Source organism: Enterobacteriaceae bacterium Kacie_13 (genome assembly GCA_013457415.1).
GTDB lineage: Bacteria > Pseudomonadota > Gammaproteobacteria > Enterobacterales > Enterobacteriaceae > Rahnella.
The window spans coordinates 1,325,561-1,336,465 of the sequence record CP045665.1; the positions used below are offsets into that span (position 1 = coordinate 1,325,561).

Here is a 10,905-nt window from a genome sequence, read left to right on the forward strand (position 1 = left end):
CTGCAAAAACTCATCCGCGTGGGCGATACGCTTAAGCCCTACGGCGGTGAAGTGCTGAGCGGCAGCTATAGCGCCTTTGGTAAGGCGGTGGCCTGCGTTGACGATAAGGCCAAATGTAACCAGCACGGCATGACCACCATTGCGCAGGGCACCACCGGCAGCATCATGAACGGTAAGGCGGTGGCGCTCGACGGGCATCAATGCGCCTGTGGCTGTACGTTGGTCAGTTCCCTGACGCATATGGACGTGCGTGGATGAATCACCCGCCGCACTATCCTGACTACGCCGATATTCACCGCGCCAGCTGGCGGCGCTGGTGGGTGGCGCTGCCGGTCATGCTGTTTCTGTCGGCGATGGCGACCATGCTGCTGTGGCCGGAAGGTAAACCCACGCGCACGCCGTCATTCTGGTTCTGGAGCCTGGTACTTCCACTGTTGCTGTGGCTGATTGCCGTGGCCGGACGCTGGCTGGTCTGGCTGGTGGCGCTGTACAACCGCAATACCTATCAGGTAACGATAGCCGAGTCCCTTGATGCCTGGTGGCAATATCGCTCCCGCACATTACCCGTCGAACACGTCCTGCTGGTCACGCCGCTCGGCGATGAAGAGGCCGACCACGAGCCTTTGCTCTCGTCTTCACTACCCCCGACGCCGTTACAAAGTACGGATGCAGCGGGCAACGCATTGCTGCGTTGCTCACAGGTGCTGGGGATGCAGAGTCGCTCTGTGCTGCTGGCCCGTTATCTCGCCCGCCGTTTGCTGACGCAGCTTCGCCAGAATGATGAACTCCGGCTCGTACAGGTATTTTGCTGGCTGGGTGACGACGACAGCCTGGCGGCTTTTACGCAAGCGCTGGAGTCAGAAGGCATCCGCCTGCCTGACGACGTGATACGCCTTTTCGACGCTCGCCAGTTGGACATCGTTATCGATGCCATGCCGCAGGATGAACAGGCGCTGATGCTGTGCGCCGGATGCGGTGAAGGCGAAGCGGATAACGGCTCTGTCGCAGGCGAAGGGGCATTTGCCTGGCTGTGCGGTCAACAGGCAAAACTACAGATGTACCGCGCTGAAATCCTGAACCCTGATACAGGTGAAACCCCGCAACAGCTGACTGCGCAACTTTCTCGCTACGCCCGCTTAAACGCCGCCCCCGAGCGCGTGATTGCCACTGATAAAACGGCGATGGATACCTTGTTACCTTCCGGCTGGTCTGCGGTTGATCACGTGCTGACGCCGTGGCTGGGTCATGCCGGTGCAGTGACCCCTTTTATTGTGCTTTCCCTTGCTGCACTGTCCGCCCGTAACGGGCAGGCTTGTGGCTGGACCGCTTCGCTTATGGATAACCAATTGATGACAGGAGTTTGCGTCCCCCGTGGAAACCTCCCGCACTGAACCCCGACATTCGCTGTTCTGGCTCGTTACTGGCTATGTAATAATCATCACCCTGCTGGTTTTGCTGGGCGCTTCCCTGTATTACTTTGCTGGCAGCAGCGTGAACCTGCCTGCGGCGCTTCCCCGTCAGATTGCCTTCTGGGCACTGATGGTCTGGCTGGCCCTGGTCTGGTTCTGCCCGCTGTTTATTCTGGCGTGGAAAGCCCTCATTCGCCTTAAAGCCCGTGACGTGACGGGGAGTGGTATTGACGGGAAGCGACAGCGCCCGCCTGAAAACCAACTTGTCCGCGATATTGTCACCCAGATGCGTTTTCAGTACGGCTGGCGCTGGCGCAGCAAGGTGCGCATTCTGCTGGTGGTCGGCAATGAACATGAAGTCGAACAGGCGGTGCCGGGACTGACTACCCAGCACTGGCTGGAAGGGCATAACACGTTGCTGTTATGGCACGGAAATCCAGCGGACGAACCGCAACCGGCACAGTTGAAAGCGCTGCGTAAAATCCGCCGTCGTCTCGCTGATGCCCTCGTGTGGGTGGTTAATGCACAGACTGAACTCAGTCATGACACTCTCGATACGGTATCCCGCCAGTTGCACAAACAGTTTCATCTGCTGGGGCAGGAAATTCCGCTGTGGGTGTGGGAAATCCATCAGCCGGAGTGGGAACAGCCCGACTTACCGGCGCAGGGTATCGGCTTTATTTCCGCACCCGGCGTCACCGCTGAGGATATAAATCAGTCGCTGACCGCACTGGAGCAGCCACTTATCCGACAGGGGATGCAGCAGGCAGAGCAGGACCGCAGCCATGCCTTTTTGCTGCACCTTGCGCACCATCTTCGAACCGGTGGCACGGCACGCCTGACGCATAGACTATCTCAACTGGTTGAGGGGGCACGGGCGCTGCCGCTGGCCGGAATGGTATTTAGCCCATCAGTCACCTCAGGCACGGCTTCATTACGTCACGCCTGGCAACCGGGCAAAGCCTGGCTGGATTTGCTGGCGCAGCGCTGGCGGCGACCCGTGGCAACGGGGGTATCCTGGCGCAAATCGTTGTTACTGGTGTGTTCGTGCCTCCTTGCGCTGTGGCTGGCCTTTGTCGCCTTCTCATATATGGCTAACCTGCGCCTGATGCAGGCCGACCATCAGCTGGCGCTGTCTGCCACGGATACCGCTTCGCCGGTCGCCACTCAGCTCATGTCTTTACGTGCGCTACAAAAAGAAATCGAACGCCTGCAGTACCGTCATACCTACGGGCCGCCCTGGTATATGCGGTTTGGCCTCAGCCGAAATGACGATGTGCTCGACGCGCTTTGGCCGTACTGGCAGAAAGCAGCCATGCCGTTATTGCGTGATGCTTCCGTGCAGCACCTGAGTGAACAAATGAACGCCTGGCGAAATCGTGCTCCGGATGACCCGGCGCGGGCCACGCAGTCAAAAGCCATGTACGACCTGCTCAAGGCGTACCTGATGCTCTCAAAATCAGATAAAACTGACCCTGCATTTTTCAGCAGTACCCTAATGAAGAACTGGCGGTTACGTGACGGCGTGCAGGATGGTACCTGGGCCATGAGTGGTGACGACATGCTGACCTTTATGATGCTGAATCTGCCCGCACATCCTGACTGGCGCGTTGCCCCCAATATGCCGCTGGTGAGCGGGATGCGCACAACGTTGTTACGTCAAATCGGGGCCAGCAATGCGGAGGCCACCCGCTATCAGCAACTGATTGACCAGGTATCCCGCGACTATGCTGATATGTCACTGGGTGAAATGGTTAACGGGACCGACAGCAGCCGTCTGTTCAGTTCAGGTGAAACCGTACCCGGCGTATTTACCCGTAAAGCCTGGGAAGAAGACGTGGAGCCCGCGCTGGATAAACTGGCGAGTGCCCGTCGCGACGAAATTGACTGGGTGCTCAGTGACAGTCAGCACGCAGTGAATAGCGAACTCTCTCCGGAAACGATGAAGGCGCGACTGCAATCTCGCTACTTCTCCGATTACGGTGCCGCCTGGCTGAAGTTCCTCAACAGCCTGCAGTGGCGTCAGGCTGCCAGCCTGTCGGAGTCTATCGAACAGCTCACGCTGTTGGCCGATGTTCGCCAGTCACCGCTGATAGCGCTGATGAACACGCTGAATATTCAGGGGCGCGCCGGGCAAAGTGGTGGTGACCTGGCCGACTCTCTGGTGAAATCCGCGAAGAGCCTCATCCATAACGACAAAGCCAACGTCGTAGAGCAAAACACCGGTCCGCATGGTCCGATGGATGACACCTTTGGCCCGCTGCTGGCGCTGAGCGACACCACGTCAGCGGCACAAAACACCCTGAGCCTGCAAACCTTCCTGACTCGCATTACCCGCGTTCGCCTGCGCTTACAACAGGTCACCAATGCGCCAGACCCACAGGCGATGATGCAGTCCCTGGCGCTGACTGTTTTCCAGGGCAAAGCCGTTGACCTCACCGATACCCGCGATTATGGCAGCCTGATTGCTGCCAGCCTCGGCCAGGAGTGGAGCGGTTTCGGGCAGACCGTGTTTGTGCAGCCGATGGTTCAGGCATGGGAGCAGGTACTTTCTCCGACCTCTCAAAGCATTAACAGCCAGTGGAAAACCGATGTCGTCACCCCATGGGAGACAGCCTTCAACGACCGCTATCCGTTTGTTGACCGCCAGAGTGATGCGTCACTGCCCGAACTTGCGCAGTTTATGCGCATGGACACCGGACGTATTGCGCAGTTTATCAACACCCGGCTGGGTGGCCTGCTGCGTCTGGAAGGCGACAAATGGGTGCCAGATGCCATGAACAGCCAGGGGCTGACGTTTAACCCGGCCTTTATTGACGCACTCAACCATCTGACCCGTATCTCGAACGTTGCCTTTGCCCATGGTGATGTCGCGCTGCACTTCCAGTTGATGGCAAAACCGTCCCGTGATGTGGTGGAATCCGACCTCACCGTTGACCGCCAGAAACTGCAGTATTTTAACCAGGAAGAGAGCTGGCAGATGCTGGCCTGGCCGGACAACCGCTGGCAGCCGCAAACCACCCTGACCTGGCGCACCATTCAGGCCGGTGCGCGCCTGTATGCCGATGAGCCGGGAAGCTGGGGACTTATTCGCCTGCTGGATAAAGCGCTGGTCACTGACCTTGGCGATAATCAATATCGCGTGGCGTGGATAACCCCGGACGGGGTAGCGCTGAACTACCTGATGCGCACGGAACTTGGCAAAGGCCCGCTGTCACTGCTTGATTTACGGGGCTTCACTCTGCCTTCTGACGTTTTTGCCACGGGCATGTCGCATGTGCCTGCCGCGAAGAACGGAGGGAATAAATAATGCTGCGTGCATCACGCCTTATCTGCGCACTTCTGTTGGTGCCGACCCTTACCCTCAGCGGATGTGGCTTGTATCAGAAAGCCAAGCAGGGTACAGCATCTGTCGCCAGCGCCGTCTTTTACCGGCAGGTTGAAACGCTGCATCTCTCCTTTGTGGCCCGTGAGGCCATTAACCACGACGATGCCCAGCAGTCGATGCCCCTGTGCGTGCGCATCCTGCAGCTTAATGACCGTAAAGCCTTTGATAGTGCGGAATACTCCGACCTGTTAACACAGCCTGATCTGGTGCTGAAAGACAGCCTGGTAACACAGCAGCAGCTCAGCGTCGTGCCGGGACAGACGCTGAACCTTGACATCCCCATGGATGAAAAGGCAAACGTTGTGGCTATCGTCGGGCTGTTTCGTCTTCCCGACAGGGCAAGGGGAACCTGGAAGCTTGTGCTCAGCCGCGACGATCTTGACCCTGACCTTCCGCGAGTCATTGAAGTACGAGATAACACCCTTTTTTTACGACCATTGAAATAGAAACCCGTCAAAACATAAGGCAGGAGCCATAACGTGACGCTGTATGACATCAAACCTAAGTTTCAGAGTTTACTTCGCCCCACTGTCGTCAGATTGCATGCCATGGGGGCAACGGCAAACCAGGTAACACTATTAGCAATGTTTGCCTCGGTTCTGCTCGGTGGTGTGCTGATGTGCTTCCCGAAGCCTCTTTTTTTTATCTCACTGCCGGTTTTCTTATTTTTCCGTATGGCGCTGAATGCCATCGACGGCATGTTAGCGCGGGAATTTAACCAGCAGTCCAGGATTGGGGCGATTCTGAATGAAGTTGGCGACATTATCGCTGATGCCGCACTCTATCTTGCATTTGCTTTTTTGACCGGGGTTTATCCGTGGCTGGTTGTGCTGGTGGTTCTGTTGTCGTGGCTGACAGAGTTCTGTGGCGTTGTGGCCCAGACGCTAACGGGCAGCCGAAATTATCGTGGCCCGATGGGCAAAAGTGACCGTGCCTTTGTTTTGGGGGCTTTAGGTTTGTTTATCGCGCTTTGGCCACAGTACACCATTGTTGCCAATATCGTCTTTGTTGCCTCGGCAGTGCTGCTGGCCTGGACCTCAATCAACCGCTGCCGCAGCGCGCTGGAGGTCAAAAATGCCTGATTCTCTGCACACGTTGTATTACTGCCTCGGCGGGATCTTCAGTGTTTTAGTACTGGCGACCATTATCATCTTCGCCTTAAAAAAATGCCGCCCGCAGCGCGACTGGTTAGAGCTTCAGCAACGTATCAACAGCTGGTGGGTCATCGTTGGTTTATTTTCTCTGGCGATGCTTTCACCCAAAGGGCTGGCGCTCACCTTCTTCGGATTTCTCAGCTTCCTGTCACTGAAAGAATATCTGACGCTGGCACCGACTCGTCGCTCCGACAGTGTGCCATTGCTGTGGATGTATGCTGCTATCCCGCTGCAATATCTCTGGGTGGGGATGTCGTGGTACGGCATGTTTATTATCTTCATCCCGATTTACGTGTTTTTATTCCTGCCCGCCCGCATGGTGCTCGTTGGCGATACCAAGGGGTTCTTACACTCTGCGTCCATCATGCACTGGGGCATGATGACAACGGTCTTTGCTTTAAGCCATGTCGCGTTCCTGATGATGCTGCCCGGCGTGGATATCAAAGCGGGTGCACTGCTGGTGATATTCCTGGTGGCAATGACCGAGCTTAACGATATTTCGCAATACCTGTGGGGGAAGTCGCTGGGCAAAATTAAGGTCACGCCGAAGGTCAGCCCGAATAAAACGCTGGCGGGATTGTTAGGTGGTGTACTGACCACTACGCTGCTGGCGGCTATTTTCGGCCCGTTGCTCACGCCAATGAACTGGATCCATTCGCTGGGGGCCGGGGTGATTATCGGCCTGAGCGGGTTCTGTGGCGATATGGTGATGTCGGCTATCAAGCGTGATTTTGGTGTGAAAGACTCCGGGAAATTGCTGCCGGGGCATGGTGGCATCCTTGATCGTCTGGATTCGCTGATTTACACCGCGCCGCTGTTCTTCCACTTCTATTACTACTTCTACGTATAAGGGGCGCAGATGAACCGTTTTCTGCGCTGGATCTTTACGATGTGCATCGCGTACCCCGTGGTCTGGATTTGGCTGGGCGTTCGCGTGTCTGGTCGCAAAAATCTGCCTGTGGAAGGCCCTGCCATTATCGTGGCGAACCATAACAGCCATCTGGACGTGCTGACGCTGTTCACGCTGTTTCCACTTTCTACGCTGGTAAAAGTGCAACCTGTGGCGGCGGCAGACTATTTCCTGCGAAACAAAGTGATTGGCTGGTTTGCCCTGAAAGTCATCGGCATCATTCCTGTTTATCGCGGAGCCCATCGGGCCAATCCGCTGCAGGCCTGCGTCGATGCGCTGGCGGAAAAGAAAATTGTGATTATTTTCCCTGAAGGCACTCGCGGCGAGCCGGGGAAATTCTCAGAAATCAAATCCGGCATCTGGCATTTAAGCCAGCAATGCCCGGAGGTGCCGATTACCCCCGTCTATATGCACGGGCTGGACCGCTCAATGGGCAAAGGCCAGAAAATCCCTGTGCCGTTTTTTATCGACATCTTTATCGACGAACCGCTGTTTTACGACGCGGATAAAGTCACTTTTAAACAATCGTTATTCACTCGTTTCGTCACATTACAACAGCAGGCGACAAGGAAAATCACATGAGTCAGGAAGCGCGTATATTTCAGGAAAGTACATTCGCAACCAGCGATGGTGAGTCGCTTTATTTTTGCCACTGGTCTGCAACGGAAGGCAACGGTAAGAAAGTGATCGTGCTGTTTCACCGTGGGCATGAATACTCCGGGCGTCTACAGCACATTGTCGATGAGCTGGGCATGCCCGATACGCATTTCTACGCCTGGGATGCTCGCGGTCATGGTCAGTCGCCGGGCGCTCGCGGTTACAGTCCGAGCCTGGCTCGCTCTGTGCTGGATGTGGATGAGTTTGTACGTTTTGTGGCTAAGGACGCGCAGGTCAGCCTTGAGGATATCGTGGTGATTGCGCAGAGCGTGGGGGCGGTGCTGGTCTCCACCTGGGTTCATGACTATGCGCCGAAAATTCGGGGAATGGTGCTGGCTTCTCCGGCCTTTAAGGTCAAACTGTATGTGCCGTTTGCCCGCACGGGCCTTAGGTTGATGCAGCGGATCCGTGGCCTGTTCTACGTCAACTCCTACGTGAAAGGGAAATTCCTTAGCCACGATCCGGAGCGAGTCGCCAGCTTTGAACAGGATAAGCTCATCACGCGGGCAATCGCTGTCAATATTCTTCTCGATCTCTACAAAACCGCCGAACGTATTGTTTCCGACTCTGCCGCCATCACGCTGCCCACTCAGTTGCTTATCTCAGGCGATGATTTTGTGGTGCACGCAAAGCCGCAAAAACAGTTCTACGCCGGTCTGCGCAGCGCCATCAAAGAGCAGCATATTTTGCCTGGCTTCTACCACGATACGCTGGGTGAAAAAGACCGCGCCCTGGCCTTCGATAAAATGAAAATCTTTATCGACAAACTGTATGCGGTTCAGCCTTACACCTTCGATTACAGTCATGAGGACCAGTGGAGCCCGAGCGCCGGCGCGTACCGTGAGTTGCAGGCACCGCCAAAAGCACGCTCGCTGGAAGGGATGTTCTATTCCTCGTTAAGCTATGGCATGAAAACGGTCGGCAGACTGTCAAAAGGGATGCGTCTGGGCTACGAGACGGGCTTTGATTCCGGCAGTACGCTGGATTATGTGTACCGTAACTACCCAGAAGGTAGAAGTATTCTGGGGCGCATGATAGACAGACACTACCTCAACAGCATTGGCTGGCAGGGGATCCGGATACGAAAAATCAATATTCAGCAGGTAATAGAGCAGGCGGTCACCCGGCTGAAAGAGAGCGATATGCCGATACGTGTAGTCGATATCGCAGCCGGGCACGGGCGTTATGTGCTCGACGCGCTGGAGAAAAATCAGAATATCGAAAGCATACTGCTGCGTGATTACAGTGACCTGAACGTCGAAAAGGGCCAGGCCATGATTGAAGGGCGGGGGTTAAGCCATCTCGCTCAGTTCAAAAAGGGCAATGCCTTTGACTATGATTCTCTCGCCACGCTTGATCCCGCGCCAACGCTAGGGATAGTTTCCGGGCTTTATGAGCTCTTCCCGGATAATGCCTTAATAAAAACCTCGCTCGCCGGGCTGGCTGCGGCAATACCGCCTGGCGGCGTGCTGGTTTACACCGGGCAACCGTGGCATCCGCAATTAAAAACCATCGCCTATACCTTAACCAGCCACCAGAACGGCATTCCGTGGATGATGCGTGTGCGCACGCAGAAAGAGATGGATACGCTGGTGGAGCAAGCGGGCTTCGAGAAATGTCATCAGGTGATTGATGAGTTTGGTATTTTCACCGTCTCGCTGGCCGTGAGAAAGCCGCATGACTGAGTCCGTGCTCATGCAAAACAAATACAGCCTCTGGAAACAGGGGCTGTACTGGCTGATGCTGTTAGGACCGCTGTTCTTCCTCAGCTATGGGCAGGTGAATCAGTTCACGGCTAGGCGTCATGACGTCGAAAGCATGGTTTTTGTCTGGGAACATGCGATCCCATTTATGCCGTGGAGCATCGTGCCCTACTGGAGTATCGACCTGCTGTATGGCATTTCACTGTTTATCTGTACTTCAAAGCAGGAGCTGACTCGCCATGGTTGCCGACTACTTGCCGCATCGTTAATTGCCTGCGTGGGCTTTCTCCTTTTCCCGCTGAAATTTACCTTCATTCGTCCGGAAACGCAGGGGATGTTTGGCTGGTTGTTTCAGCAGCTTGAGCAGTTTGATTTGCCTTATAACCAGGCCCCGTCGCTGCATATCATTCTAACGTGGCTGCTGTGGCTGCGTTTTCGTCAGCATCAGGGGAAGGGCGCAAGACTGCTTTCCGGTGCGTGGTTTTTGCTGATTGCGGTGTCTGTGCTCACCACCTGGCAGCACCATTTCATCGATATTGTTAGCGGGTTCGTGGTCGGCGTGATGATTAGCTATGCCATTCCGGTTGAAGGCCATTGGCGATGGGAGCGTTCGTCAGCGCACGCCTTGCGGCTCGCCATGAAATACTGTGCTAGCGGGTTCGTGTTTTTACTCGTGGGATGGTTCATTCCATACGCTTTCATTTTGCTTTGGCCTGCTGCGGCGTTATGGATGGTGGCGGTGGGCTATGCCGGACTCGGGGTGCGGGTGTTTCAGAAAAACAGCCACGGTGATTTATCCCTCTCTGCCCGCTGGCTGTTGTTCCCTTATTTAGCCGGGGCATGGCTTTCAAAAAAATGGTTTTCCCGACGAATAGCTCTGAGCAACGTCATTTATGACGGCGTGGCATTGGGCCGCTTTCCGGATAAAATCGTGGAGCAGGCCGCAGTTCTCGATCTGACGGCTGAATTTCATAAAGGCAGCCGCAAAACAGAGTGCTGGGAAGCTTATCCGTTGATGGATTTAGTTGTGCCGAAAATTCAGGATATCCGGCAGGCCGCCATGAAGCTCTACCAGATGCGACAGGTACAGGAAAATGTACTTGTTTGCTGCGCTTTAGGCTTATCCCGCAGTGCAACCGTTGTTGCGGCCTGGTTGCTGATTGAAGGGCATGCCGCATCAGTATCTCAGGCTGTGGTATTAATCAAATCCCAGCGCCCTCGGGTGGTACTTACGCCCGCCCACATTCAGGTTCTGGAAACGTTCAACGAGGAGTTGCAATGTCATCATGTATCACCATGACCAGCCGAATCATGCAAATTCATCTGTCGAGCTGGCGCTACTTTGCTGCCCTGACGCTGCTGCCGTTGGCGCTGATCTTTAACCTCTTATTTTCAGCCGATTGCGTGTTGCTGATGGGGCTCTTTTTGCTGACACATTATTACTGTTGGCGTCTGTGGCTGGATGAACGACTTTTCCAGCTCATTGAGAGTGAAAGCGATCTCGCTGAATTTGATAACGGGATGGCGCATTTGTGGGCAAAAGAGACGGGTAACACTCGTACGCTGGGTGCACGCTGGCATGGGACGAGAAACCTTTTTTATCGGGCGATGTTCTCGCTAATGGCGCTGTGGATCGTTTCATCGTGCACGGTCCTTTACCATGCTTTAACGTTGGTGGATTAAC

At 55.3% G+C, this 10,905-nt stretch carries 10 protein-coding genes; all 10 read left to right on the top strand.

Annotated features, from left to right (window positions below):
* Genes GE278_06015 through GE278_06060 form a run of 10 tightly spaced genes read left to right on the top strand, consistent with a single transcriptional unit; the run spans window position 1 to window position 10,904 of the window.
* Window positions 1-258, top strand: a complete 258-nt coding sequence (locus tag GE278_06015) for a PAAR domain-containing protein (GenBank protein QLK63215.1) — start codon at window positions 1-3, stop codon at window positions 256-258.
* A complete protein-coding gene (locus GE278_06020; protein ID QLK60352.1) occupies window positions 255-1,391 on the top strand; it encodes a hypothetical protein in 1,137 nt (378 codons plus the stop codon). The genes GE278_06015 and GE278_06020 overlap by 4 nt, the downstream gene beginning before the upstream one ends.
* Window positions 1,372-4,719 carry a hypothetical protein gene (locus GE278_06025; GenBank protein QLK60353.1) on the top strand — a complete coding sequence of 1,116 codons (3,348 nt, stop codon included), beginning with the start codon at window positions 1,372-1,374 and terminating at the stop codon, window positions 4,717-4,719. Before GE278_06020 ends, GE278_06025 begins: the two co-directional genes overlap by 20 nt.
* Entirely contained in the window at window positions 4,719-5,243 is a 525-nt protein-coding gene (gene tssJ, locus GE278_06030) for a type VI secretion system lipoprotein TssJ (GenBank protein QLK60354.1), read from the top strand. Before GE278_06025 ends, tssJ begins: the two co-directional genes overlap by 1 nt.
* Window positions 5,244-5,276: 33 nt before the next feature.
* The gene (locus GE278_06035) at window positions 5,277-5,879 is read left to right on the top strand and encodes a CDP-alcohol phosphatidyltransferase family protein (GenBank protein ID QLK60355.1); all 603 of its coding nucleotides are present in this window, start codon (window positions 5,277-5,279) and stop codon (window positions 5,877-5,879) included.
* Window positions 5,872-6,801 carry a phosphatidate cytidylyltransferase gene (locus GE278_06040; GenBank protein QLK60356.1) on the top strand — a complete coding sequence of 310 codons (930 nt, stop codon included), beginning with the start codon at window positions 5,872-5,874 and terminating at the stop codon, window positions 6,799-6,801. Before GE278_06035 ends, GE278_06040 begins: the two co-directional genes overlap by 8 nt.
* 9 nt (window positions 6,802-6,810) lie before the next feature.
* Window positions 6,811-7,443 carry a 1-acyl-sn-glycerol-3-phosphate acyltransferase gene (locus GE278_06045; protein ID QLK60357.1) on the top strand — a complete coding sequence of 211 codons (633 nt, stop codon included), beginning with the start codon at window positions 6,811-6,813 and terminating at the stop codon, window positions 7,441-7,443.
* The gene (locus tag GE278_06050) at window positions 7,440-9,203 is read left to right on the top strand and encodes an alpha/beta fold hydrolase (GenBank protein ID QLK60358.1); all 1,764 of its coding nucleotides are present in this window, start codon (window positions 7,440-7,442) and stop codon (window positions 9,201-9,203) included. Before GE278_06045 ends, GE278_06050 begins: the two co-directional genes overlap by 4 nt.
* A complete protein-coding gene (locus GE278_06055; protein ID QLK60359.1) occupies window positions 9,196-10,521 on the top strand; it encodes a hypothetical protein in 1,326 nt (441 codons plus the stop codon). Before GE278_06050 ends, GE278_06055 begins: the two co-directional genes overlap by 8 nt.
* 11 nt (window positions 10,522-10,532) lie before the next feature.
* On the top strand, window positions 10,533-10,904 hold the full coding sequence (locus GE278_06060) for a hypothetical protein (protein ID QLK63216.1): 372 nt from the start codon (window positions 10,533-10,535) through the stop codon (window positions 10,902-10,904).
* The last annotated feature ends 1 nt before the right edge of the window (window position 10,905 follow it).